The sequence below is a fragment of the Amycolatopsis sp. YIM 10 genome, assembly GCF_009429145.1.
Lineage (GTDB): Bacteria > Actinomycetota > Actinomycetes > Mycobacteriales > Pseudonocardiaceae > Amycolatopsis.
Genome location: NZ_CP045480.1, coordinates 2111451 through 2136502 on the forward strand (window position 1 = coordinate 2111451; position 25052 = coordinate 2136502).

The following is a 25052-nucleotide window of genomic DNA, read 5'->3' on the forward strand; positions in this document are numbered from 1 at the left end:
AATCCTCGCTGTTTGCTCTACGCAGCCGCCAACCGGCTGACGATCTTGTCGAGATGGGCCAGGCTGCGCGCGGTGTCCCGCTTCGGGACGCCGTCCGCGCTGTCCGGACCGAGCGCGGTGTCCTGTTCGAGGACGTACCAGCCGGTGTAGCCCGCTTCGTGGACGAACCGCACCATGGCTTCGATGTCCACGTCGCCCTCGCCGAGCGGGACGTAGATCCCCTGGCCGACGGCGTCGGTGTAGGCCAGTTCGCCGGTGCGCACGCGGTCGGCGAGGTCCGCCCTGACGTCCTTGAGGTGCAGGTGGCCGATCCGGTCCGGGAAGCGCCTGGCCAGCGCGACCGGATCGGTGCCGCCGATGAGCAGGTGCCCGGTGTCCAGGCACAGCGGCAGGTCGGAGTCGGCGATGAACCTCTCCACCTCGGCCTCGGTCTCCACATGCGTCCCCACGTGCGGGTGCAGAACGGTGCGCAAACCGTGCGCCGCGGCAGTGTCCCGGATCCTGGCCGCCGTGTCGACCAGCGTGCGCCATTCGGCGGCGGTCAACTCGGGACGGTCGTCGTAGCCGTCGAGCCCGGTGGCCGCGGCGAGCACGAGCACCTCGGCCCCGCAGGCGGCGAACAGGGCGGCGGACTCCTCGGCGGCGGCCACCGCGGCGTCCGGGTCCGAGTGCAGCGCGACCGCGAGGAAACCGCCGATCAGGCGAAGATCATGGTCGCCGAGCAGTGCGCGCAACCGCGCCGGATCCCTTGGCAGATAACCGGGTGGGCCGAGTTCGGTGGCCTTCACGCCGAGCTCCGCCATCTGCCCGAGCACCACCGGGGCGTCGAGCACCCGGCCCCAGCCAGGAACTTCGCACACCCCCCAGGAGATCGGTGCCGCGGCGATCTTGAAATCCGGATCGATTGTCATCATTGACCAATCTGACGGGGGACGGTTTGGCGCGGTGCGCTATTGGTTAGAGCGCTCTAATCGTGTAGCCTCGCTGTCATTGGTGTCAAGGGGGCGGGAGGTCGGGGAGGACTTGGTGGTGCGACCGACGATGGAGGACGTGGCCGCGCGGGCCGGTGTTTCGCGCGCGCTGGTCTCGCTGGTCATGCGCAATTCGCCGAAGGTCAGCGAACAGCGCCGCACGGCGGTGCTCAAAGCGGCCGACGAACTGGGCTACCAGCCGCACGTGATGGCCAGGTCGCTGGCCAGCCGCACCTCCACGGTGCTCGGCGTGATGGTTTCCGACCTGCGGAACGCCTTTTTCGCCGACGTGGTGGAAGGGCTGGATTCGGCCGCGCAGGCCGCCGGTTTCAACCTCATCCTGAACACCGGATCGCGCAGTCCCGCGCGGGAACAAGCGGCACTGCGCAGTTTGCTGTCCTTCCGGCCAGCGGGAGTCATCCTGCTTTCCCCGGTGCTTTCCGCCGCGGCTGTGGAAAAGGCCGCCGAACAGTGCCCGCTGGTACTGGTTTCGCGCACTTCGCGTCTGTCCACTGTGGATACCGTGAACGACGACGGCACGGCGGGCGTTGCGCTGGCGGTAGACCATCTGGTCGAGCGCGGGCACCGGCGGATCGTGCACTTCGACGGCGGGTCCGCGGCCAGCGCCGCCGCCCGGCGCCGGGGTTATCGCGCCGCGATGGCGCGCCACGGCCTCGAACCGCGCATCATCCGCAGCGAGCACACCGACACCGCGGGCGAGAAGGCGGTGCGGGAGCTGCTCAGCTCGGTGGACTCCGGCGAACTGCCCACCGCGGTCGTCGCGGGCAACGACTTCAACGCCGTCGGCGTCATCTCGGCCTTCGAGGAGGCCGGTTTCCGGGTGCCGGAGGACGTTTCCGTGGTCGGCTACGACAACACCTCGCTGGCCGCGCTGCGGCACGTCTGGCTGACCACGGTGGACCAGCCGCGCTTGGAGCTGGGCAGGCTCGCCGTGGAAGCGCTGCTCGAACGGGTGCGCGGGGAACGGGACGAGCCGATGCGGCACCTGCTCCACCCTTCGCTGGTGGTGCGCGGCACCACCGCCGCACCCCGTTCCTAGTACTTTCCCGACCTTGAGCAAGGGATCTTCCTAAGATGAGGCTTGGACTCGCCGGCACGGGCCGGATCGGTTCGGCGCACGCCGACATCCTCAAGCAGCTGCCGGGCGTCACCTCGGTGGTGGTGGCCGACGCGGACACCGAGCGCGCGCGGGCGACCGCCGCCAAGCTGGAGGTCGAAGCGGCGGGCAGCATCGACGAGCTGTTCACCGCCGGGCTGGACGGGGTGGTCATCGCCGCCGCCACCGACGCGCACCCGGAGCTGATCATCCGTGGCGTGAGCGCGGGACTGCCGGTGTTCTGCGAGAAGCCGGTCGCCGGGGACGTGGCCGGTACGCAGGCCGTGGTGGACCGCGTGGCCGAAACCGAGGTCCCGGTGCAGATCGGCTTCCAGCGCCGGTTCGACCCGGGCTATGCCGCCGCGCGCCAGGCGGTCACCGCGGGGGAGCTGGGCTGGCTGCACACGCTGCGCGCGACCACACTGGACCCGGCGCCGCCGCCCGCGGAGTACGTGCCGGGCTCGGGCGGTTTGTTCCGCGACTGCGGGGTGCACGACTTCGACATCATCCGCTGGGTGACCGGGCACGAGGTGACCGAGGTCTTCGCGACCGGCGGCAACCGCGGCGCCGAGTTCTTCGCCGCGGCCGGTGACGTGGACACCGCCGCCGTGGTGCTCACCATGGACGACGGCACCCTCGCCACCGTCTCGCTGACCAGGTACAACGCCGCCGGTTACGACGTGCGGCTGGAAGTGCTCGGCTCGTCGGGGAGCATCGCCGTCGGCATGGACGAGCGGTTGCCGCTGACCTCGGTCGAAGAGGGCGTCGCCTGGCCGTCCGGTCCGGCGTATCCCGGGTTCATGGAGCGCTTCCGGGCGTCCTACGTCCGCGAGCTGGAGGCGTTCACCGAGGTGGTGGCCGGCCGGATCCCCAGCCCCTGCACAGTCGGCGACGCGCTGGCCGCTTTCCACATCGCCGAAGCCTGCGACCTCTCGCGCCGGGAGAACCGCCCGGTACGCCTCACGCCGTAGCCCGCGAAGCCGCCCCCGGACGGACGCCGCGACCAGCCCCGTTCCGCGAACCTCGTCGAGTCACTCCTTCGACGATGGGATGCGGAAATGAGCACTGGTATTGGGGAGCGGAGAGCGCTCGCGCCGGGGGCGCGGTTCGTCACCACGGATCGGGTCGCGCGGTGAGCGCGGCGAGGCGGTCGACGATCGCCGGTCTGGTGCTGGCGTCGGCGGGTCTGGTGGTGGCGAAGCTCGGCGGGGTGGTCATGCCCGCGGTACCGCCCGCGCTGGTGATCATGCTGGTGGCCGCGTTGTTCGTGGTGGTGCGCTGGCGGTGGACGCCGATCGTCGCGGTACTGGCGGCGCTCGCGGAGGGCGTCGGTTTCTTCGCCAGCGGTTCGTACGCGCGGCTGGGCGACGTGACGGAGTTCGGGATTTTCGCGGGCAGCTGGATGCGGTTGCTCGGGGTGGCCATGGCCGTGGTGTTCGGGTTGGTGGCGCTCAGAGCTGCAGATTGAAGATCCGCCGTGCGTTGCCGCCGAGGAAGAGTTCCTTCGCCTCGGGGCCCAGTTCGAGCTTGTCGAACTGCTTGAGGCAGTCGCGCGGCGTGATCATCGGGTAGTTGGAGCCGAACAGCACACGTGTGCGCCCCCGCCCCCTGGCGTAGTCGGCCAGTTCGGCGGGCAGGCGGTGCAGGGCGTACGCCGAGGTGTCGATGTGGAAGTTCGGGTACTTCATCGCGAGCGACAGCACCTCGTTCAGCCACGGGAAGCCGACGTGTCCGCCGACCACAACAAGCTCCGGGAAGTCCAGCAGCACCTCGTCCAGATAGGGGATCGGGCGGCCGGGTTCGGACGGGCACAGTGGCCCGGTGTGCCCGATCTGCGTGCAGAACGGCACACCCAGCTCCACGCAGGCGACGTAGACGGGGTAGTAGCGGCGGTCGTTGGGCGGCAGGTTCCACAACCACGGCACCACACGCACGCCGACGAAGCCGAGGTCGCGCACGCAGCGGCGGATCTCGCGGACCGCGCCCATGGGGTCGGTGAGATCCACCGAGGCGATGCCGGCGAACCGGGCCGGATGCCGCTCGACCACCTCGGCGACCTCGTCGTTGGTGATCAGCGGCCCGCGAGGCGAGTACCAGGCCGACAGCAGCCCGGCACGCACGCCGGCGTTGTCCATCTCGGACAGCGTCGCCTGCAACGGCGGCGCCATCCGGGCACCGCCGGTCCAGCGGAGCAAGGAATCCAGCCACGGCTCGGCCATGAACCGGGCGTTCGGCTGCTGCATCCAGGCGTCGATGATCTCCGGCAGGCCGACCGTGCCCAGCTCCATCACCCCATGTTAGGCCAGATCCGACTCCGCCTCGGAGATCGCGGCGAACTCCTCTTCCGGCGCGGAGGCCACCAGGTGGTGCCTGCTGTAGAACCAGAAGTACGCCAGAGCCAGCACGAGAATGCCACCGGTGATCGCGGCCGCGAGCACGTCCACCAGGAAGGTCGCCACCACCGCCGCGGCGGCCAGCACGAGCGCGACACCGGTGGTCCACGCGCCGCCCGGCGTGCGGTACGGGCGCTCCAGGTCCGGCTCCCGCTTCCGCAACACGATGTGCGAGAGGTTCAGCAGCACGTAGGAAACCGTCGCCCCGAACACCGCGATGTTGATCAGCAGCGCCCCGTCGCCGGTGGCCGTCGCCAGGACGAAACCGATGGTGCCCGGCACGATCAGCGCCAGGTACGGCGTCTTCCGCTTCCCGGTCTTCGACATCCACCGCGGCAGGTACCCGGCCCGCGAAAGCGCGAAGAGCTGCCGCGAGTAGGCGTAGATGATGGAGAAGAAGCTCGCGACCAGCCCGGCCAGCCCGACGTAGTTGACCACCTGGCTCAGCCAGTTGTTCCCGCCGTAAGCCAGCTTCGCCGCGTCCACCAGCGGGTTGTTCGACGTGGACAGCGCCGCCGACCCGGACCCGCCCGGCGCCAGCACCAGGATCAACGCGGCGAACACCACCAGCGCGCCCATCGCGGCGATGATGCCGCGCGGCATGTCGCGCTTCGGGTCGCGCGCCTCCTCCGCGGCCAGCGGCACGCCCTCCACCGCCAGGAAGAACCAGATGCCGTAGACCAGCGCCGCCAGCACACCGGTGATGCCGAACGGCAGGAACGAGCTGGCCCCGAACGCGTCGGTGGCCGGGATGTCGAACAGCTTGCCGCCGTCGAACTTCGGCACCATGCCGACCACGAACAGCACCAGCGCGACCACGGCCACCGCGGTGATCACGAACATCGCGCGCAGCGCCTCGCCGACCCCGCGCAGGTGGATCCCGATGAAGATCAGGTAGCAGACCAGGTAGACCGGCCAGCTGTTGGTCAGCCCGAACAGGCCCAGTGTTTCCACGTACCCGCCGATGAAGATCGAGATCGCGGCGGGCGCGATGGAGTACTCGATCAGGATGGCCACCCCGGTGGCGAACCCGCCGAGCGGGCCGAGCGCGCGCCGCGCGAAGCCGTAGCCCGCTCCGGCCACCGGCAGCGCCGAGGACATCTCGGCCAGGCCGAAGACCATGCAGCCGTACATCACCGCCATCAGCACGGTGGCGATCAGCAGGCCGCCCCAGCCGCCCTTCTCCAGCCCGAAGTTCCACCCGGCGAAGTCGCCGGAGATGACGTAGGAAACCCCCAGTCCGGCCAGCAGCAGCCAGCCGGCCGCCCCGCGTTTGAGCTGTCTCTGCTTGAGGTAGTCGGCGCCGACCTGGTTGTACTCGACCTTGCCGTGGTGCCGCTGCTCGGCCATCTGGACTCCCTGCGGGTCACGTCCGGCCTCCCAATGGATGCCAGGACAGTCCTTTGAAGTTGTCCGAGGTTCGGCCATCCCCTCGGGTTTGTCAAGGCGCCCGCGAGCCGGTTGACTTCGGCCCGTTGCACCGGTACCAAGGTCATTCAATGGGTCTGTACAGTTCCATTAACTGTGCGGGACGGAGAGGTGTCGTCGATGGGCAAACGCAAGGGCATGCTGACGCTCGAGGAGCTGCGGGGGCTCGTCGAGGACGGGACCGTGGACACCGTCCTGGTGGCGATGACCGACATGCAGGGCCGGTTGCAGGGCAAGCGGTGCGCGGCGGAGTACTTCCTCAACGAGGTCGTGCCGCACGCCACCGAGGCCTGCAACTACCTGCTCGCGGTCGACGTCGACATGAACACAGTGGACGGTTACGCCATCTCGTCCTGGGAGCGTGGCTACGGCGACTGCGTGTTGCGGCCCGACTTCGACACGCTGCGGCTGGTGCCGTGGCAGGAGGGCACCGCGATGGTGCTCGCCGACGTGGAATGGGTGCAGGGCGGTGACGTCACCGTCTCCCCGCGCCAGGTGCTCAAGAGGCAGCTGGACCGGCTCGCCGAGCGGGGCCTCGGCGCCTTCGTCGGCACGGAGCTGGAGTTCATCGTCTTCGAGGACAGTTACGAGCAGGCCTGGAAAACCGGTTACCGCGAGCTGACCCCGTCGAATCAGTACAATGTGGACTACTCCATGCTCGGCACCGCGCGGCTGGAACCGCTGCTGCGCCGGATCCGCAACGCGATGACCGGCGCCGGGCTGTACGTGGAGTCGGCCAAGGGGGAGTGCAACCCCGGCCAGCAGGAGATCGCCTTCCGCTACACCGACGCGTTGTCCACTTGCGACAACCACGGCATCTACAAGAACGGTGCCAAGGAGATCGCCGCGCAGGAGGGCAAGAGCCTGACCTTCATGGCGAAGTACAACGAGCGCGAGGGCAACTCGTGCCACATCCACATCAGCCTGCGCTCGCTCGACGGTGAACCGGTGCTGGCCGGGGACGGGCCGGGTGGGTTCTCCAAGCTGATGGAGCACTTCCTCGCCGGGCAGCTCGCCTGCCTGCGGGAGCTGACCTACTTCTTCGCGCCGAACATCAACTCCTACAAGCGTTTTGTGCCCGGCAGCTTCGCGCCGACCTCGGTCGCCTGGGGTACCGACAACCGCACCTGCGCGCTGCGCGTGGTCGGCCACGGCCAGTCGCTGAGGGTGGAGAACCGCGTGCCGGGCGGCGACGTCAACCCGTACCTGGCCGTCGCCGCGCTGATCGCGGCCGGGCTGCACGGCATCGAGAACGAGCTGCCGCTGGAGCCCGAACTCGAAGGAAACGCCTACACCTCGGGAAAGCCGACCGTGCCGACCACCCTGCGCGAGGCGGCCGAACTGCTCAAGGACAGCAAGGTCGCGCAGGAGGCATTCGGCGCGGACGTGGTGGAGCACTACCTGAACGCGGCGAAGGTCGAGCTGACCGCCTTCGACGCCGCGGTCACCGACTGGGAGCGAGTACGTGGTTTCGAACGTCTCTAGGCCACTCATCGGCCTCACCACCTATCTCGAACGGACCTCGTTCGGGGTGTGGGAGACTGAGGCCGCGGTGCTGCACGGCCAGTACGTCGAGGCGGTGACGCGCGCCGGTGGTGTGCCGGTGCTGCTGCCGCCGATCGGTTTCGGGCACGCCGAGCTGGCGGCGGCGCTGGACGGCCTGGTGCTGGTCGGCGGCGCCGACATCGAACCGTCGCGGTACGGGCAGGAGGCGCATCCGACCACGGTGACCCGGCCCGCGCGCGACGCGTTCGAGTTCGGGCTGCTGGACCGGGCGCTCGCCGACGGCCTGCCGGTGCTGGGCGTGTGCCGCGGCATGGAGGTGCTCAACGTGGCCTTCGGCGGCACGCTCACCCAGCACCTGCCCGAGCGGCTCGGCACCAGCGACCACCAGCCTGCCGTGGCCACCTTCGGCATGACCGACGTGCGCCTCGCCGAGGGCAGTCGCGCGGCGGAGATCCTTGGCGGCCAGACGAAGTGCCGCTGTTACCACCACCAGGCGGTGGACCGGCTCGGTGAGGGACTTCAGGCCGTTGGCTGGGCTGCCGACGGAACCATCGAGGCAGTCGAGACACCGGGGAGGTTCGTGCTGGGCGTGCAGTGGCATCCCGAACAGGACCTCGACGACTTCCGGTTGTTCGCCGCGCTGGTGGCGGAAGCGGGGAAAGGTAAGGCATGAGCACCACATTCGAGGTCATCAACCCGGCGACCGAGCAGACCGTGCGCTCGGTCGAGCTGACATCGGCCGAGGACACCGACGCGGCGATCCGGCGGGCGCACGCCGCGCTGCCGTCGTGGCGGGCGGTGGCGCCGGGCGATCGCGCCCGGCTGCTGCGCCGGTTCGCCGACGCGGTGGACGCCGACATCGAGTACCTGGCGCAGCTGGAGGTGGTCAACTCCGGTCACACCATCGGCAACGCGCGGTGGGAGGCCGGCAACGTCCGCGACGTGCTGCACTACTACGCGGCCGCCCCGGAACGCCTGATCGGGCAGCAGATCCCGGTGCCGGGCGGGTTGAACGTGACCTTCCACGAGCCGCTCGGTGTGGTCGGCGTGATCGTGCCGTGGAACTTCCCGATGCCGATCGCGGGCTGGGGATTCGCCCCGGCGCTGGCGGCGGGCAACACGGTGGTGCTCAAGCCCGCCGAGCTGACCCCGCTGACCGCGTTGCGGCTCGCCGAGCTGGCGCGCGAGGCGGGCATTCCCGAGGACGTGTTCCAGGTGCTGCCGGGCAAGGGCTCGGTGGTCGGACAGCGGTTCGTCGAGCACCCGCTGGTGCGCAAGGTGGTCTTCACCGGCTCGACCGAGGTCGGCAAGCAGATCATGGCGGGCTGCGCTGCTCAGGTGAAGCGGGTGACGCTGGAACTCGGCGGCAAGAACGCGAACCTGGTCTTCGCCGACGCCGACCTGGAGAAGGCCGCGGCGACCGCGCCATACGGCGTGTTCGACAACGCCGGGCAGGACTGCTGCGCCCGCTCGCTGATCCTGGTGCAGGCCGGCGTGTACGACCGGTTCATGGAACTGCTCGAACCGGCGGTGCGCGGGGTGGTGGTCGGTGATCCCGGTGCCGAGTCGACCGAGATGGGCCCGCTGATCTCGGCCGGTCACCTGGCCAAGGTTTCGTCCTATGTGGACGCCGACGCGCCGGTGGCGTTCCGCGGCAGCGCGCCGGACGGTGCCGGGTTCTGGTTCCCGCCGACCGTGGTCACCCCGCCGGACCTGACGCACCCGCTGGCCAGCGAGGAGATTTTCGGACCGGTGGTGGCCGTGGTGCCGTTCGCCGACGAGGCGGACGCGGTGCGCATGGCCAACCACACCGAGTACGGGCTCTCCGGCTCGATCTGGACCTCCGACGTGGGCCGCGCGCTGCGGGTGTCACGCGGGGTGGAGGCCGGGAACCTCTCGGTCAACTCGCATTCCTCGGTGCGGTACTGGACGCCGTTCGGTGGCTTCAAGCAGTCCGGCCTCGGCCGGGAACTGGGCCCCGACGCGGTCACCGCCTTCACCGAGACCAAGAACGTGTTCATTTCTACCGAGGAGAACTAGATGCAGCGCTTTGACGGCCGCGTGGTGACCATCACCGGCGGTGGCAGCGGGATCGGCCTGGCCACCGCCCGGCGGCTCGCCGAAGAGGGCGCCAAGGTGGTCATCGCCGATGTCGCCGAGGAGGCGGGCAAGGCCGCCGCGGACGAGGTCGGCGGGCTGTTCGTGCGGACCGACGTGACCGACGAGGAGCAGGTCAAGGCGCTGTTCCAGACCGCGGTCGACGAGTACGGCTCGCTGGACGTCGCGTTCAACAACGCCGGCATCTCCCCGCCCGAGGACGACTCGATCCTGACCACCGGCCTCGACGCGTGGGAGAAGGTGCAGCGGGTCAACCTGACCTCGGTGTACCTGTGCTGCAAGTACGCCATTCCCCACATGCGGGCCCAGGGCAAGGGGTCGATCGTGAACACCGCGTCGTTCGTGGCGGTGATGGGCGCGGCGACCTCGCAGATCTCCTACAGCGCGTCCAAGGGCGGTGTGCTGTCGATGACCCGTGAGCTGGGCGTGCAGTTCGCCCGCGAGGGCATCCGGATCAACGCGCTGTGCCCGGGGCCGGTGAACACGCCGCTGCTCAAGGAGCTTTTTGCCAAGGACCCGGAGCGCGCGGCCCGCCGATTGGTGCACGTCCCGCTCGGCCGGTTCGCCGAGCCCGAGGAGCTGGCCGCCGCGGTCGCGTTCCTGGCCAGCGACGATGCGTCGTTCATCACAGCGTCGCAGTTCCTGGTCGACGGCGGCATCTCGGGGGCCTACGTGACCCCGTTGTGAGTTACGATCAGCCGAGCACACAACTTCACATCGGGCTGACACGAGCCGGAGCGGGAGAGTTCTCGCCGCGCGTTCACGCGTGGAACGAGGCACCGAAGGAGCAAACTCCCCACCAATCTCTCAGGTAGCACACCGCTTCAGGCCAGGCCACTCTGGAAAGCAGGCGCACCCGCGCCTCACCCAAGGTGAAAGCCGCGCTCGAGTGCGCGGTGAAACTCTCAGGTGCCATGACAGAGGGGGAGTTCCCAGCTGTGGGCCCCCATGCCCATGCCCGACGCGAGGAGCTCCAGTGAGCAGCAGCCCGTTCGCCGCGCGACACATCGGTCCAGGTGATCCCGAGCAGGCCAAGATGCTGGCCGAATGCGGCTACGGCAGTCTGGAAGCGCTGGTCGAGGCCGCGGTGCCCGGGGCGATCCGGCTGACCAGCGCACTCAACCTGCCGGAACCCGCCTCGGAGACCGAGGCCACCGCGGAGCTGCGCCGCCTCGCCGCCCGCAACCGGCCGATGACGCCGATGATCGGCCTTGGCTTCCACGACACCGTCACCCCGGCGGTGATCCGGCGCAACGTGCTGGAGAACCCGGCCTGGTACACCGCCTACACCCCGTACCAGCCGGAGATCTCGCAGGGCAGGCTCGAAGCCCTGCTCAACTTCCAGACCATGGTCGCCGACCTGACCGGCCTGACCACCGCGAACGCCTCGATGCTGGACGAGTCGACCGCGGTGGCCGAGGCGGTCATGCTGATGCGCCGCCAGTCGAAGGCCAAGTCGCCGGTGGTGGTGCTCGACGCGGAGACCCTGCCGCAAACGATTGCGGTGGTGCGGACCCGCGCCGAAGCGGTCGGTGTCGAGGTCGACGTGCGGGACCTTTCGGATGGGTTGCCGGAAGAGTTCTTCGGCGTGGTCGTGCAGTACCCGGGCGCTTCGGGCGTGCTCCGGGACAAGGGCTTCTACCAGCGCGTTTCCGAGGCGGCGAAGGCCGCGGGCGCGCTGTACACGGTCGCCGCGGACCTGCTCGCGCTGACCTTGGTCGAGGCGCCGGGCGAGTTCGGCGCCGACATCGCCGCGGGCACCACGCAGCGCTTCGGCGTGCCGCTCGGCGGCGGGGGTCCGCACGCCGGTTACCTGGCCGTGCGTGCCGGACTGGAGCGCTCGCTGCCGGGCCGTCTGGTCGGGGTCTCGGTGGACGCCGACGGCGCGCCCGCCTACCGCCTCGCGCTGCAGACCCGCGAGCAGCACATCCGCCGCGAGAAGGCCACCTCGAACATCTGCACGGCGCAGGTGCTGCCCGCCGTGCTGGCCGCGATGTACGCGGTCTACCACGGTCCGGACGGGTTGAAGCGGATCGCCGAGCGTGTCCACGCGCTGACCACCGGGCTGGCCGCGGCACTGCGCGCGGGCGGTGCCGAGATCGTGCACGAGCACTACTTCGACACGCTGCTGGTCCGCGTACCGGGCAAGGCCGAGCAGGTGCTCAGCGACGCTCGCCGGTTCGGCGTGAACCTGGGCCGCGTCGACGGCGACCACGTCCGCATCGCCTGCGACGAGACCACCACCACCGACACGCTGAACCGCGTGCTGCTCGCCTTCGAGCTGGAGGCCAACGCGGCGCCCGGCGAGGAGAGCGCGTTGCCGGGCGACGTGGTCCGCGCGACCGACTTCCTCACCCACGACGTGTTCCACACGCACCGCTCCGAGACGGCCATGCTGCGGTACCTGCGTCATCTGTCCGATCAGGACTACGCGCTCGACCGCGGCATGATCCCGCTCGGCTCGTGCACGATGAAGCTCAACGCCACCACCGAGATGGAGCCGATCAGCTGGCCGGAGTTCGCCGGGCTGCACCCGTTCGCCCCGGCCGAGGACAGCGAGGGCTACCGGGAACTGGTGGAGCAGCTGTCCGGCTGGCTGGCCGAGGTCACCGGCTACGACACGGTTTCGCTGCAGCCGAACGCGGGCAGCCAGGGCGAGTTCGCCGGGCTGCTGGCGATCAGCGCGTACCACCGCGCGAACGGGCAGCCGGAGCGGACCGTCTGCCTGATCCCGTCCTCGGCGCACGGCACGAACGCGGCTTCGGCGGTGATGGCCGGGATGCGCGTGGTCGTGGTCGCCTGCACCGCCGAGGGTGACGTCGACCTCGACGACCTGCGCGCCAAGGCCGAGCAGCACAAGGACACGCTCGCCGCGATCATGATCACCTACCCGTCCACGCACGGGGTGTACGAGCACGGCATCGAGGAACTGGCCGCGATCGTGCACGAGCACGGCGGCCAGGTCTACGTCGACGGCGCGAACCTCAACGCGCTGCTCGGGCTGGCGAAGCCGGGCAAGTTCGGCGGTGACGTCTCGCACCTGAACCTGCACAAGACCTTCTGCATCCCGCACGGCGGTGGGGGTCCCGGTGTCGGCCCGGTGGCGGTTCGCGCGCACCTGGCCCCGTACCTGCCGAACCACCCGCTCGACAGTGGTGCCGGGCCGGAGACCGGGGTCGGCCCGATCTCCGAGGCGCCGTACGGCTCGGCCTCGATCCTGCCGATCTCCTGGGCCTACGTGCGGATGATGGGCGCCGAGGGGCTGACCAAGGCGACCAAGGTGGCCGTGCTGGCCGCCAACTACGTCGCCGCCCGCCTGCGCGCTCACTACCCGGTGCTCTACGCCGGTCAGTCCGGGCTGGTCGCGCACGAGTGCATCCTGGATCTCCGCGGCATCACCAAGGAAACCGGCGTGACCGTGGACGACGTGGCCAAGCGGCTGGTCGACTACGGCTTCCACGCGCCGACGATGTCCTTCCCGGTGGCGGGCACGCTGATGGTCGAGCCGACCGAGAGCGAGGACCTGGCCGAGCTGGACCGCTTCTGCGACGCGATGATCGCCATCCGCGCGGAGATCACCGCGGTCGCCGACGGCCGCTGGACGGTGGAGCGGAGCCCGTTGCGCAACGCTCCGCACACCGCCGAGGTGCTGACCGGCGACTGGGACCTGCCGTACGACCGCAAGCTGGCGGTGTACCCGGCCGGGGTGAAGGCGAAGGGCAAGTACTGGCCACCGGTGCGGCGCATCGACGGCGCCCGCGGTGACCGCAACCTCGTCTGCTCCTGCCCGCCCATCTCGTCCTACGAAGGCTGAACCCCCGTGACTGCAAAATCCCCCCTGCACGAAGTCCACTCCGGACTCGGCGCGCTGTTCACCGACTTCGCCGGCTGGTCGATGCCGGTGCGGTACGCCAGTGAACTGGCCGAGCACAAGGCCGTGCGCGAGGCCGCCGGTCTGTTCGACCTCTCGCACATGGCCGAGATCGAGCTGACCGGGCCGGAGGCCGCCCGTGCGCTCGACCACGCGCTGGTCGGCAAGCTGTCCGCGGTGTCGGTCGGCCGGGCCCGGTACTCCATGCTGTGCGCGGAATCCGGTGGGGTGCTGGACGATCTGGTCGTCTACCGGCTGGCCGACGAGAAGTACCTGGTGGTGGCGAACGCGGGCAACGCCGCGGTGGTCGCCGAGGCCCTGCGCGAGCGCGCTTCCGGCTTCGACACGCGGGTCGACGACCGCTCGGCCGAGGTCGCGCTGATCGCGGTCCAGGGGCCGAACTCGCCCGCCATCGTCGGCGCGGTCTGCGACGCCGACCTGACCGCGCTGAAGTACTACGCCTCGGTGCCGACCTCGGTCGGTGGCCACGAAGTGCTGCTCGCCCGCACCGGCTACACCGGTGAGGACGGGTTCGAGCTGTACGTCGACGCCGCGGTCGCGCCGGAGATCTGGCGGGTGCTGACCGAGGCCGGGCAGCCGCACGGGCTGGTGCCCGCCGGGCTCGCCTGCCGCGACACGCTCCGCCTCGAAGCCGGAATGCCGTTGTACGGCAACGAACTCAGCACCGAAGTGACCCCGTTCGAGGCCGGGCTGGGCCGCGTGGTCAAGTTCGACAAGGAAGAGGACTTCGTCGGCAAGGCGGCGCTGGCCGAGCGCCGGGACGCCGGGGCCGAGCGCGTGCTGGTCGGGCTGACCGGCAGCGGACGGCGCGCGCCCCGGCACGGCTATCCCGTGCTGGACGGCGAAACGGTGGTCGGCGAGATCACCAGTGGCGCGCTGTCACCCACTCTGGGGTATCCGATCGCGATGGCGTACGTGCCGCCCGCGTTGTCGGACCCGGGTGCCAAACTCTCCGTCGACATCCGTGGCCGCGTCGAACCCGTCGAGGTCGTCGCCCTGCCGTTCTACAAGCGCTGAAGGACTTTCTCTGATGAGCATCCCCCAGGAACTGCGTTACACCGCCGAGCACGAATGGCTGCGCGAAGAGGACGGTGTGTCCACTGTGGGCATCACGGCCTTCGCCGCGGAATCCCTCGGTGACGTCGTCTACGTGCAGCTGCCCGAGGTCGGGTCCACGCTGACCGCCGGTTCGCCGTGTGGCGAGATCGAGTCCACCAAGTCGGTCAGCGAGCTGTTCGCGCCGGCCACCGGCGAGGTGGTGGAGATCAACGGCGCGGTGGCCGACGAGCCCGAGCTGATCAACTCCGATCCGTACGGCAAGGGCTGGCTCTTCCGCGTGCGCGCCGCCGAGCTGCCCGAGCTGCTCGACGCCGACCGCTACCGCGAGCTGACCAACGAGGAGGCGTGAGCATGAACTCCTTCGACGCTGACCTGTCCACTGTGGACCCGGAGGTGGCCGCCGCGGTGGCCGCCGAGCTGCACCGCCAGCAGTCCACGCTGGAGATGATCGCCTCCGAGAACTTCGCGCCGCAGGGCGTGCTCGAGGCGCAGGGCTCGGTGCTGACCAACAAGTACGCCGAGGGTTACCCCGGCCGTCGTTACTACGGCGGCTGCGAGCACGTCGACGTGATCGAGCAGCTGGCGATCGACCGCGCGAAGTCGTTGTTCGGCGCGGACTTCGCGAACGTGCAGCCGCATTCGGGCGCGCAGGCCAACGCCGCCGCGATGGCCGCCGTGCTCAGCCCCGGTGACACCATTCTCGGGCTGGACCTGGCCCACGGCGGGCACCTGACGCACGGCATGAAGCTCAACTTCTCCGGCAAGCTGTACAACGTGGTCGCCTACCACGTCGACCAGGAGACCGGCATCGTCGACATGGCCGAGGTCGAGCGCCTCGCCGTGGAGAGCGAGCCGAAACTGATCATCGCGGGCTGGTCGGCCTACCCGCGTCAGCTGGACTTCGCCGAGTTCCGCCGCATCGCGGACAAGGTGGGCGCCAAGCTGATGGTGGACATGGCGCACTTCGCCGGGCTGGTCGCGGCCGGGCTGCACCCGAACCCGGTGCCGCACGCCGACATCGTCACCACCACCACGCACAAGACCCTCGGCGGGCCGCGCGGCGGGCTGATCTTCGCCAAGCAGGAGTTGGCGAAGAAGCTCAACTCCGCGGTGTTCCCCGGTCAGCAGGGCGGGCCGCTGGAGCACGTGATCGCGGCGAAGGCAGTGGCGCTGAAGATCGCCGCGAGCGAGGAGTTCGCCGAGCGGCAGCGGCGCGTGCTCGAGGGCGCGAAGATCCTGGCGGAGCGACTGTCCCAGTCGGACTGCGCCGAGGCCGGGGTTCGTGTGCTCACCGGCGGCACCGAGGTGCACCTGGTGCTGGTCGACCTGGTCAAGTCCACTTTGAACGGTCAGGAGGCGGAGGACCGGCTGCACTCGGTCGGCATCACGGTCAACCGCAACGCGGTGCCGTTCGACCCGCGTCCGCCGATGGTCACCTCCGGGCTGCGCATCGGCACCCCGGCGCTGGCCACCCGCGGTTTCACCGCCGACGACTTCGCCGAGGTCGCCGACGTGATCGCGATCGCGCTGCGGCCGGACTTCGACTCCGCGGTGGAGCAGTCGCTGCGCGCCAGGGTCGAGCTGCTGGCCAAGAAGCACCCGCTGTACGCGGACCTGGGATGACCGCCGCGCCGGAGGGTCGGAAGCTGTTGCGGCTCGAGGTTCGTAACAGTCAGACGCCGATCGAGAAGAAGCCGTCGTGGATCAAGACGCGGGCGCGGATGGGTCCGGAGTTCACCGAGTTGAAGGGCTTGGTGCGCCGGGAGGGTCTGCACACCGTGTGTGAAGAGGCGGGTTGTCCCAACATTTACGAGTGCTGGGAGGATCGGGAGGCGACGTTCCTGATCGGTGGGGATCAGTGCACCCGTCGTTGTGATTTCTGTCAGATCGACACCGGCCGCCCGGCGGAGCTGGATCGGTCGGAGCCGCGCAAGGTGGCCGAGAGTGTGCAGGCGATGGGCCTGCGCTACTCCACCGTGACCGGTGTGGCCCGCGATGACCTCGATGATGGTGGTGCCTGGCTCTATGCCGAAACCGTGCGCCAGATCCACGCGCTGAACCCGGGTACCGGTGTCGAGTTGTTGATCCCGGACTTCAACGCCGACCCGGCTCAGCTGGCCGAGGTGTTCGGGTCCCGGCCGGAGGTGCTGGCGCACAACGTGGAGACGGTGCCGCGGATTTTCAAGCGGATCCGTCCCGGGTTCCGGTATGCCCGGTCGCTGGAGGTCATCACCGCCGCCCGTGAGGCCGGGTTGGTGACCAAGTCGAACTTGATCCTGGGCATGGGCGAGACCCCGGACGAGGTGGGCCCGGCGATGCGGGATCTGGTCGAGGCGGGCTGCGAGATCCTCACGATCACCCAGTACCTGCGGCCCTCCCCGCGCCACCACCCGGTGGACCGGTGGGTCAAGCCGGAGGAGTTCGTCGAGCATTCGCGGGCCGCCGAGGCGATGGGGTTCGCCGGTGTGATGGCCGGGCCGCTGGTGCGGTCGTCGTACCGGGCCGGGCGGTTGTACGCGCAGACCAAGGCCCACCGCGGTGAGGAGTTGCCGGAGAACCTGGCCCACCTGGCCGCTCAGGGTCCCGCCGCACAGGAGGCCACCAGCCTCCTGGGCCGGTAAAGAGAGCGATCAATGGCGATCAGCGTTTTCGATCTGTTTTCCATCGGCATCGGCCCGTCCAGTTCACACACGGTCGGGCCGATGCGGGCCGCACTGACCTTTGTGGACGGTCTGGCGGCGGACGGCGATCTCCGTGCCACCACACGCATCAAGGCCGAACTGTTCGGCTCGCTCGGTGCGACCGGGCACGGGCACGGCAGCGACAAGGCGGTGCTGCTCGGCCTGGCCGGTGAGCGCCCGGAAGCGGTGGACACCGACCGGGTGCCGGAGATGATCGCGGGCATGCGCGAGCGCGGGCGGATCAGCCTGCGCGGTGAGCACGAGATCGGTTTCGACCCGGACACCGACCTGACCATGCACCGGCGCAAGTCGCTGCCCGCGCACCCGAACGGCATGACCTTCCAGGCCTTCGGGAGCGACGGCGCGGTGCTGCGGTCGCGGACGTTCTATTCGGTCGGCGGCGGTTTTGTGCGCGACGAGTCGTACGAGAGCGACCACGTCGTCGTCGAGGACAGCACCGAACTGCCGTACCCGTTCCGCACCGGGGCGGACCTGCTCGCGCACTGCGCGTCGACCGGTCTGCCGATCAGCGAGATCATGCTGCGCAACGAACTGGTGTGGCGGAGCCGCGACGAGGTCAGGGCCGGGCTGCTGGAGATCTGGCAGGTGATGGTCGAGTGCGTGCGGGCGGGGTGTGAGCACGACGGGGTGCTGCCCGGCGGGCTGCGGGTGCCGCGGCGGGCGCGTTCGCTGCACCAGAAGCTGAGCGCGGAGGACGGCGTCGGGGACGCGCTGTACGCGATGGACTGGGTGAGCCTGTACGCGCTGGCGGTCAACGAGGAGAACGCTTCGGGCGGCCGGGTGGTGACCGCGCCGACAAACGGGGCGGCCGGGATCATTCCCGCGGTGCTGCACTACTACCAGCGGTTCATCCGCGGTGCCGACGACGACGGCATCGTCACGTTCCTGCTCACCGCGGGCGCGATGGGTTCGATCCTGAAGCAGACGGGTTCGATTTCGGGCGCCGAAGTCGGCTGCCAGGGCGAGGTCGGCTCAGCCTGCGCGATGGCCGCGGCGGGCCTCACCGAAGTACTCGGCGGCACCCCGGCACAGGTGGAGAACGCGGCGGAGATCGGCGTGGAACACCACCTGGGCCTGACCTGCGACCCGGTGGGTGGTCTGGTGCAGATCCCGTGCATCGAACGGAACGCCGTGGGTGCCTCGAAAGCCATCCACGCCGCCCGAATGGCCATGCGCGGCGACGGCAGCCACGTGGTGACCCTGGACAAGGCCATCAAAACCATGCGCGAAACCGGCGCCGACATGAAAATCAAGTACAAGGAAACCGCCAGGGGCGGCCTGGCCGTCAACGTCATCGAGTGCTGAGTGCCGTGAATGTGGCTTTCACGGCCGATTCCGCCCTCCCGTCGCCCGCCACCACCCTCAACGGAGCTACGCGCGGAGTCGTTTTCTGAAAGCCACATTCACGGCACGGCACTCCGCTTACACTCGCGGAGACGCCTCGCCCGGCCAAAGGAGGTTCCGTGAGTGCGCAGCCCGATCGTCCGGTGGTGGCGAGCGCCGGTGACGCGCTGTTCCGGCCGGTGCGTGCGGGTAACGCGTTCGAGGAGACCGTGGAGCGCCTGCTCCAAGCGGTCCGCCTCGGCGTGGTCGGGGCGGGTGAGCGCCTGCCCGCCGAGCGCGAGCTGGCCGAGCGCCTCGGCGTGAGCCGGGTGACGTTGCGGGAGGCGATCCGGGCGCTGGCCGATGCCGGTTACGTGGAGTCACGGCGGGGGCGGTACGGCGGCACGTTCGTCAACGCCAGCCTCCCCATTCCACGCGGCAAGGGCCGCAAGATCGATCCCGAGCGCATCGACGACACCCTCTGCCTGCGCCACGTGCTGGAGACCGGCGCCGCCGAGATGGCTGCCGCGCGGTCACTCACCCCCGGCGAGCGCCAGCACCTGACCGGCACGCTGGCCGAGACCTCCGCGAGCGACCTCCACGACTACCGTCGCCGCGATTCGCGGCTGCACCTGGCGATCGCCGAGGTCACCGCGTCGAAGTCGCTGACCACCGCGGTCGCCGACGTGCGGATGCGGGTGAACCAGCTGCTCGACGAGATCCCGCTGCTCGAACCCAATCTCGAGCACTCCAACGCCCAGCACGAAGCCGTGGTCGAGGCCATTCTCGCCGGTGATCCGGCGATGGCGCGCCGCGTGATGGCCGAGCACATCGAGGGCACCGCCTCGCTGCTGCGCGGATTCCTGAACTGAAGATCGCAACTCCGCGGTCCGTCCGCACGTCTTAAGAATCGTGGAAGAAGACGAGGCGCGGCCCGAGCCCGACGAGAAACCGTCGACCTGGCGGCGGATCCGGCGGACCTGCTACGTGGTGCTGTCGCTGGTGATCCTGCTGCCGCTGACCGCCTTCGTGGTCGCCTACCTGGTGCTGGACGTGCGCAGCCCGCAGGAGGTGCTCGCCGAGCTGGACAAGACCGCGAGCCTCACCTACACCGACGGCTCGGAAATGATGAAGGTGGTGCCCGAGCAGGGCGACCGCCTCTACGTCCGCTACGACGACGTGCCGCCCGAGCTGCGCGACGCGATCATCGCGGTCGAGGACCCGACCTTCTGGCAGAACGAGGGCTTCGACCCGCTCGGCATCCTGCGGGCCGCGGTCACCGGCGTCGGCGGCGGCTCCGGCATCACCCAGCAGTACATCAAGAACGCCACCGGCAACGACCAGGCCACCTACTTCCGCAAGTTCTCCGAGCTGGTGCTGTCCACGAAGATCACCCAGCAGCGCAGCAAGGAGGAGATCTTCGAGAGCTACGTCAACATCATCTCGTTCGGGCGCGGCACCTTCGGCCCGGCGTCCGCGGCGAACGCCTACTTCGGCAAGCCGCTGGCCGACCTCACCCGGAGCGAAGCCGCGTTCCTCGCCGGAATGATCCAGTCGCCCTCGGTGCACGATCCGGCGGCCTCCAGCCACGCGCACGCCGAGAAGCGCTGGAACTACGTCGCCGAGAAGCTGGTCACGCGCGGTTACGTGACCGAGGCCGAGCGGGCGGAGATGCGGTACCCCGGTGACGCCGTGGTCCCGCCGGCCGAAACGCGCGCCGGGCGCCTGACCTACAACGAGTACCACGTGAAGCGCCGCGTGCTGGCCGAGTTGGAAGGCCACGGCTTCGGCCTCGACCGGTTGCGCCAGGGCGGTCTGAAGATCGAGACCACGCTGGACCGCCAGGCACAGGCCAACGGAGAGAAAGCCGTCGCGGAGCAGTTGGCCGGGCATCCCGACTACCTGCGTGCCGCACTGGTCGCGGTCGAACCGGGCAGTGGCGCGATCCGCGCCTACCAGGGCGGGAAGTGGGGCGTGCGCGACTACGCCGGGGTGCCGCAGCCGCCGGGCTCGGCGTTCCACCCGTTTGTCGTCGCGGCCGGGTTGCGCCAGGGCGAGAACCTGGACCGCAAGTACCCCGCGCCGGACAAGCTCGACTACGGCGGCCGCACGGTGAAGAACGAGGCGGGCTGCGACGCGCCGGAATGCTCGGTGCGGGACGCGATCCGACGCTCGGTGGACACACCGTTCGTCGAGATGACCAAGCGCTTCGGCGCGGTCGCGGTAAGCCAGGCCGCCAGGGACGCGGGCATTCCCGCCGAGGTGGACGGCACGCCGACGCTGCGCGAACCGGACGGCGTGACCATCGGGCCGGGCATCGCGGTCGGCGGGTACCCGGTGCGCGCGGTCGATCTCGCCTCGGCGTACGGGACCTTCGCCGCGGGCGGGATGCGGACCGAGCCGTACTTCGTGCAGCGTGTGCTGGACGCCGAGGGCACGGTGCTGTGGGAGCACACGGCCGCGCCAACCCCGGCCGTCGAGCCGCAGGTGGCCGCCGGGGTCACCGAAGCGCTGCGCCGCGAGGACGGCACCGCGAAGGCGGGTTCGCACCGGTTCGGCGACACCGGCGACAACGCGGGTGCCTGGCTGGCCGGCTACACCGACCGACTGTCCACTGTGGTCTGGGTCGGCGCCGATGAGGAGCGCAGGCTGCGGGATGCCGCCAACAACCGCGTCACCGGCGACACCCTGCCCGCGAACATCTGGCGCGCGTTCAGGAAGTGACCAGCGCGATGGTCAGGCCGTCGTAACCCTTGTCCCCGACGGTCTGCAGCGCGGTGGCGTCCACCCGCGGCTCGGCGGCGATCAGGTCGTGCAGTTCTCGCACGCCCTGGATCGACGGGTCCGTGCTGTCCGCCTGGACCACCGCGCCGCCGCGCACCACGTTGTCCACCACGATCACGCTGCCCGGGCGCGAGTATTCGAGCGCCCACTTGAAGTACGCCGGGTTGTTCGCCTTGTCCGCGTCGATGAACGACAGGTCGAACGGCCCTTCGAGCCCGGGGAGGCTGTCGAGCGCGGCGCCCACCTTGACCTCCACCCGGTCGGCGAGCCCGGCGGCCTCGATGTTCGCCTTCGCCAGTTCGGCGTGCTTCGGCTCGTACTCCAGGGTGACCAGCCTGCCGTCCGCGGGCAGTGCTCTGGCCAGCCAGATCGTGCTGTAGCCGCCGAGCGTGCCGATCTCCAGGATGGACTTCGCGCGGGTCATCTTCGCCAGCAGGTGCAGTAGCTTGCCCTGCGTGGGCGACACCGCGATCGACGGCAATCCCGCGCGGCGGCTGCTTTCCAGCGTCGCGGTCAGCGCCGGGTCCGGCGGGAGCAGCGTGCTGGTGAGGTACTGGTCGACGGCGGTCCAAGTCTGCTGATCCATGCCGTCCAACCTACTCAGCCCTTGCGGGTGGCCTTCGGGATCACCAGTGGGGTGCCGGTCTCCGGGCACGGCATCACCGAGCACGGCAGCGCGAAGATCTCCTCGACGTTCGCCGCGGTGACCACCTCGTCCGGGGTGCCCGAGGCCAGTACCCGCCCCTCGCGCATGGCGATCATGTGCGTGGCGTAGCGCGCGGCGTGGTTCAGGTCGTGCAGCACGGCGACCAGCGTGCGGCCCTGCTTGGCGTGCAGGTCGGCGCACAGGTCGAGGATGTCCATCTGGTGCGCGATGTCCAGGAACGTGGTCGGCTCGTCGAGCAGCAGCAGATCGGTCTGCTGCGCCAGCGCCATGGCCAGCCACACCCGCTGCCGCTGCCCGCCGGACAGCTCGTCCACCAGGCGCTCGGCCAGCCCGTCGACACCGGTGGCGGCCATCGACTCGGCGACCACCGTGGCGTCCTCGGCCGACCACTGCCGCAGCAGCTTCTGGTGCGGGTAGCGGCCGCGGGCGACCAGGTCGGCCACCGTGATGCCGTCCGGCGCGATCGAACTCTGCGGCAGCAGCCCGAGCGTGCGCGCGACGGCCTTGGCGGGCAGTGAGGTGATCGCCTGCCCGTCCAGGTAGACCGAACCCTTGCGGGGCTTCATCATCCGGGACAGCGCACGCAGCAGCGTGGTCTTGCCGCAGGCGTTCGGCCCGACGATCACGGTGAACGAGTTGTCCGGGATCTCGACCGCCAGGTCCTCGGCGACGGTCCGGCCGTCGTAGGCCAGGGTGAGCGCGTCGGAGCGCAGCCGGTTCGAGTCAGCGATCGTCGAGGTCACTAGGTTAGGCTAGCCTATCGATTTGGTCTTGAGGGTCACGCCTTCAGCGCGATACCTCACGCGCGACGGCGCCACGCGAGCCTCGTGAGCGCGCCCGCCACCGAAGCCAGCGGCGCCCGTGGCTTGGTCCTGGCTTCCGGGGCAGACTCCGGCACCACGCGGTAGACCAGGTGCGCGGCGAGCCGGGCCAGCCGAGGCGCGGCTCGCGTGGCCAGTTCCGCCGCCGTGCCCTCGACCCGGTTCAGGATTTCCGGCCGTCGCTCCAGCGCCTTGACCACCAGCTTCGCCGCGGTCTCCGTGCTGGCCGCGGGCAGCGTCCGGTACAGCCCGGTCGGCGCGATCATGTCGGTGCGGACCAGCGGCATGCGCACCGAGGTGAAGGTGATCCCGTCGGACAGCGTTTCGCGACCGGCCGCCAGGCCGAATTCCTCCAGCGCCGCCTTGGACGCCAGGTACGCGGCGAAGCGCGGGGTGTCGGTCTGCAGGCCCTGGGTGGTCACGTTCACCACGTGCCCGAAACCGCGGTCCGCCATCGACGGCAGCAGCCCGAGGATCAACCGCACCGGGCCGAAGTAGTTGATCGCCATGGTGCGTTCGAAGTCGTGGAAGCGCTCGGTGGACAGCCGCACCGACCGCCGGATCGACCGGCCGGCGTTGTTCACCAGCATGTCCACCGCGCCGTGGTCGGCGAGCACGTCCTTGACCAGCGCGTCCACCGAATCGCCGTCGGTCAGGTCGCACGGGTAGGAGTCGGCCTCGCCGCCCGCGGTGCGGATCTGGTCCCGTACCCGGGTCAGTTCGTCGGCGCGACGGGCGACCAGCAGCACCTTGGCCCCGCGTTCGGCGATGGCCAGCGCGGACGCCTTCCCGATGCCCGAGGACGCGCCGGTGATCAGCACGGTCCGCCCGCGCAGGCGCTCGCCGCGCCGGGCGCGGTCCGGGTCCAGGTTCGCCAGCCAGTAGTCGTAGAGCGGTTTCGCGTAGTCGCGCAGCGCGGGCAGTTCGAGGCCGCTGCCCGCGAGCGCGGCGGTGGTGGCCTCGGTGTCGAACCGCACCGCCATGCTCAGGTGTGGCAGGACCTGCATCGGGATGCCCAGTTCTTCGAGCACCGCGCGGCGGGCGGACCGGCCGCCCGGCAGCCGGTCGACCCCGGTGGCGGCGAGGTGCCCGGCCGAACGCAGCAGGCCCGCGCCGGGCACGTGCAGCGCGATGCGCGGCCCACCGGCCGCGCGCGCGAACGCGTTGTACACCTCGGTCAGCGACTGCGGGCGCGGTGAGGCCAGGTGGAAGGTGCTGCCGGAGGGCAGTTCGAGGTGCATCAGGTGGTCCATCGCGGCGATCACGTAGTCGACCGGCACCAGGTTGGTGGCGCCGAGATCGGGACCGGCCAGCGGCAGGCGGCGGGGGAGCGCGGCCAGCCGCGAGATCGCCGGGAGGAAGTAGTACGGCCCGTCGATCTTGTCCATTTCACCGGTGCGCGAGTCGCCGACCACCGCGGACGGCCGGTAGACGGTGTGCGAGAGGCCGCTTTCGCGGACCAGCTTCTCCGCTTCGAACTTGGTGGCGTGGTACGGGGATTCGAAGCTCTGGCCGAGGTCGAAGTCGGCCTCGGTGAACCGGCCCGCGTGGTTTCCGGCCACGGCGATCGACGAAACGTGGTGCATCCGGGCGCCGGTCGCGGCGGCGAGTTCCAGCGCGTGCCGGGTGCCGTCGACGTTGGCGTCGCGGTTCGCCTGCTCGGTGGCGGTGAAGTCGTAGACCGCGCCCAGGTGCACCAGGTGGTCGATGCGGCCCAGCGCCTCCGGATCCACGCCGAGGCGTGGTTCGGTCAGGTCGCCGGTGACCGGCACCAGCCGATCGGCGTTCGGCCAGTTCCGCGCCAGCGCGGTGAGTCTGCCCCGCGAGGTCTCGCGGACCAGCGCGTACACGGTTTCCGTGCCGCGCCGCGCCAGCAGGCGCCCGACCAGGCGCTTACCCAGGAATCCGGTGGCACCGGTGACGAAGTAGCTGGTCATCCCCGGATGCTACCTACTAGCCAGTAGGTACAGCTAGTCCTGGTCGGCGCTTGTCTGTGCGACCGTCACCACGGCATCGCGCAGCGCCGCGCGCAACCGGCCGACGTCCAGCGGTGCGAGCACCGCCGCCTCGCCCGGTGGTGCCACCAGCACCACCTTGTCGCTGCTCACGAACACGGTCAGATCCCGCTTGCGGCCGGCCAGATCGCGGCAGCTCACCGACCACTCGTCGCGTACGGCCACGGCCGGCACTCCCTTTCCCCGATTTCGCATCGCACTCGCCTCCTGGTGCTGGGACTGGAGCCGATCGGGGCCGTGACGCGGGTTACCCGAA

Annotated in this window: 22 protein-coding genes and 1 riboswitch; of the genes, 15 read left to right on the forward strand and 7 right to left on the reverse strand. The window is 70.0% G+C overall.

All coding sequences use genetic code 11. The features are described from left to right. Positions 1 to 17: 17 nt before the first annotated feature. Positions 18 to 911: a sugar phosphate isomerase/epimerase gene (locus YIM_RS10525; RefSeq protein ID WP_153036898.1), complete on the reverse strand. Its 894-nt coding sequence runs from the start codon at positions 909 to 911 to the stop codon at positions 18 to 20. 115 nt (positions 912 to 1026) lie between these two features. Here YIM_RS10525 and YIM_RS10530 point away from each other — a divergent pair, with 115 nt between their 5' ends. From YIM_RS10530 to YIM_RS10540, 3 genes are all read left to right on the forward strand, one after another. After that, the gene (locus YIM_RS10530) at positions 1027 to 2031 is read left to right on the forward strand and encodes a LacI family DNA-binding transcriptional regulator (RefSeq protein WP_153030178.1); all 1005 of its coding nucleotides are present in this window, start codon (positions 1027 to 1029) and stop codon (positions 2029 to 2031) included. 35 nt (positions 2032 to 2066) lie between these two features. Next, positions 2067 to 3059: a Gfo/Idh/MocA family oxidoreductase gene (locus tag YIM_RS10535; protein ID WP_153030179.1), complete on the forward strand. Its 993-nt coding sequence runs from the start codon at positions 2067 to 2069 to the stop codon at positions 3057 to 3059. 161 nt (positions 3060 to 3220) lie between these two features. Further along, on the forward strand, positions 3221 to 3556 hold the full coding sequence (locus YIM_RS10540; RefSeq protein WP_153030180.1) for a hypothetical protein: 336 nt from the start codon (positions 3221 to 3223) through the stop codon (positions 3554 to 3556). Here the strand turns inward: YIM_RS10540 and YIM_RS10545 are convergent. Further along, entirely contained in the window at positions 3540 to 4376 is an 837-nt protein-coding gene (locus YIM_RS10545) for an amidohydrolase family protein (protein WP_194240110.1), read from the reverse strand. The two genes, YIM_RS10540 and YIM_RS10545, sit on opposite strands and share 17 nt — an antisense overlap. Positions 4377 to 4385: 9 nt before the next feature. Next, a complete protein-coding gene (gene eat / locus YIM_RS10550) occupies positions 4386 to 5831 on the reverse strand; it encodes an ethanolamine permease (RefSeq protein ID WP_153030181.1) in 1446 nt (481 codons plus the stop codon). Between the two features lie 198 nt (positions 5832 to 6029). Between eat and YIM_RS10555 the strand changes: the two genes are divergently transcribed. The 12 genes from YIM_RS10555 (at position 6030) to YIM_RS10610 (ending at position 21233) form a co-directional block, all read left to right on the forward strand. Beyond that, the gene (locus YIM_RS10555) at positions 6030 to 7394 is read left to right on the forward strand and encodes a glutamine synthetase family protein (protein WP_194240111.1); all 1365 of its coding nucleotides are present in this window, start codon (positions 6030 to 6032) and stop codon (positions 7392 to 7394) included. After that, positions 7375 to 8088, forward strand: coding sequence for a gamma-glutamyl-gamma-aminobutyrate hydrolase family protein (locus YIM_RS10560; RefSeq protein ID WP_153030182.1), 714 nt, complete (start codon positions 7375 to 7377; stop codon positions 8086 to 8088). Before YIM_RS10555 ends, YIM_RS10560 begins: the two co-directional genes overlap by 20 nt. Continuing rightward, positions 8085 to 9455: an aldehyde dehydrogenase gene (locus tag YIM_RS10565; protein WP_153030183.1), complete on the forward strand. Its 1371-nt coding sequence runs from the start codon at positions 8085 to 8087 to the stop codon at positions 9453 to 9455. Before YIM_RS10560 ends, YIM_RS10565 begins: the two co-directional genes overlap by 4 nt. Next, entirely contained in the window at positions 9456 to 10220 is a 765-nt protein-coding gene (locus YIM_RS10570; protein ID WP_153030184.1) for a 3-oxoacyl-ACP reductase, read from the forward strand. It begins immediately after the preceding gene. Positions 10221 to 10362: 142 nt separating this feature from the next. Then, a riboswitch (glycine riboswitch) is annotated at positions 10363 to 10464 on the forward strand. A gap of 105 nt (positions 10465 to 10569) precedes the next feature. Beyond that, positions 10570 to 13347 (forward strand): aminomethyl-transferring glycine dehydrogenase, encoded by a 2778-nt coding sequence (gene gcvP, locus YIM_RS10575; RefSeq protein ID WP_370469017.1) that lies wholly within the window; start codon positions 10570 to 10572, stop codon positions 13345 to 13347. Positions 13348 to 13353: 6 nt separating this feature from the next. Then, entirely contained in the window at positions 13354 to 14442 is a 1089-nt protein-coding gene (gene gcvT, locus YIM_RS10580; protein ID WP_153030186.1) for a glycine cleavage system aminomethyltransferase GcvT, read from the forward strand. A gap of 13 nt (positions 14443 to 14455) precedes the next feature. Next, a complete protein-coding gene (gcvH, locus tag YIM_RS10585; protein ID WP_153030187.1) occupies positions 14456 to 14833 on the forward strand; it encodes a glycine cleavage system protein GcvH in 378 nt (125 codons plus the stop codon). 2 nt (positions 14834 to 14835) lie between these two features. After that, positions 14836 to 16107 (forward strand): serine hydroxymethyltransferase, encoded by a 1272-nt coding sequence (gene glyA, locus YIM_RS10590; RefSeq protein ID WP_153030188.1) that lies wholly within the window; start codon positions 14836 to 14838, stop codon positions 16105 to 16107. Continuing rightward, a complete protein-coding gene (lipA, locus tag YIM_RS10595; protein WP_153030189.1) occupies positions 16104 to 17105 on the forward strand; it encodes a lipoyl synthase in 1002 nt (333 codons plus the stop codon). Before glyA ends, lipA begins: the two co-directional genes overlap by 4 nt. A gap of 12 nt (positions 17106 to 17117) precedes the next feature. Then, the gene (locus tag YIM_RS10600; RefSeq protein ID WP_153030190.1) at positions 17118 to 18491 is read left to right on the forward strand and encodes an L-serine ammonia-lyase; all 1374 of its coding nucleotides are present in this window, start codon (positions 17118 to 17120) and stop codon (positions 18489 to 18491) included. Between the two features lie 158 nt (positions 18492 to 18649). Beyond that, positions 18650 to 19381, forward strand: a complete 732-nt coding sequence (locus YIM_RS10605; RefSeq protein ID WP_370468972.1) for a FadR/GntR family transcriptional regulator — start codon at positions 18650 to 18652, stop codon at positions 19379 to 19381. A 40-nt stretch (positions 19382 to 19421) separates the two neighbouring features. Next, positions 19422 to 21233, forward strand: a complete 1812-nt coding sequence (locus YIM_RS10610) for a transglycosylase domain-containing protein (RefSeq protein ID WP_194240112.1) — start codon at positions 19422 to 19424, stop codon at positions 21231 to 21233. Here the strand turns inward: YIM_RS10610 and YIM_RS10615 are convergent. Genes YIM_RS10615 through YIM_RS10630 form a run of 4 tightly spaced genes read right to left on the reverse strand, consistent with a single transcriptional unit; the run spans position 21223 to position 24961 of the window. After that, a complete protein-coding gene (locus tag YIM_RS10615) occupies positions 21223 to 21879 on the reverse strand; it encodes an O-methyltransferase (protein WP_153030192.1) in 657 nt (218 codons plus the stop codon). The two genes, YIM_RS10610 and YIM_RS10615, sit on opposite strands and share 11 nt — an antisense overlap. Positions 21880 to 21893: 14 nt before the next feature. Next, complete coding sequence (locus tag YIM_RS10620; protein ID WP_153030193.1) at positions 21894 to 22703, reverse strand: ABC transporter ATP-binding protein; 810 nt, start codon at positions 22701 to 22703, stop codon at positions 21894 to 21896. Between the two features lie 56 nt (positions 22704 to 22759). Further along, the gene (locus YIM_RS10625; RefSeq protein ID WP_153030194.1) at positions 22760 to 24718 is read right to left on the reverse strand and encodes an SDR family oxidoreductase; all 1959 of its coding nucleotides are present in this window, start codon (positions 24716 to 24718) and stop codon (positions 22760 to 22762) included. A gap of 33 nt (positions 24719 to 24751) precedes the next feature. Beyond that, positions 24752 to 24961, reverse strand: coding sequence for a hypothetical protein (locus tag YIM_RS10630; protein ID WP_370468973.1), 210 nt, complete (start codon positions 24959 to 24961; stop codon positions 24752 to 24754). Positions 24962 to 25052 lie beyond the last annotated feature (91 nt).